This is a genomic window from Elioraea sp. Yellowstone (assembly GCF_006704265.1).
Lineage (GTDB): Bacteria > Pseudomonadota > Alphaproteobacteria > Acetobacterales > Acetobacteraceae > Elioraea.
In genome coordinates this window covers 1-345 of the sequence record NZ_VIKA01000353.1, presented here as the reverse complement: position 1 = coordinate 345, position 345 = coordinate 1, and the positions used below count along the sequence as shown (strand labels likewise).

Here is a 345-nt window from a genome sequence, read left to right as displayed (position 1 = left end):
CCCCTGGCAGGGGCTGCGCCGGCTCGAGACCGGCAGCGCGCGCCGCGTCGTCCTGCGTCGCGACGACATCCGCGTCGTGCGGCGCCGGGCGCCGGCGCAGACGACGACCATCTTCGCGGTCGATGCCTCGGGCTCCGCGGCGGCGGCGCGCCTCGCCGAGGCCAAGGGCGCGGTCGAGCTGGTGCTGGCCGACTGCTACGTGCGCCGCGACACGGTGGCGCTGATCGCCTTCCGCGGCACCTCGGCCGAACTCGTGCTGCCGCCGACCGGCGCGCTCGCGCGCGCGCGGCGCTGCCTCTGGCTCGTATACACATCTCAGCGCCCACCAGACGGACTCCTATAGCG

Annotated in this window: 1 protein-coding gene; it reads left to right on the top strand. The window is 75.9% G+C overall.

The window, feature by feature from the left end:
• Positions 1-343 (top strand): VWA domain-containing protein (locus FK498_RS19090; protein WP_237561035.1); only part of this gene is annotated, 343 nt, incomplete at its 5' end.
• Between the last annotated feature and the right edge of the window lie 2 nt (positions 344-345).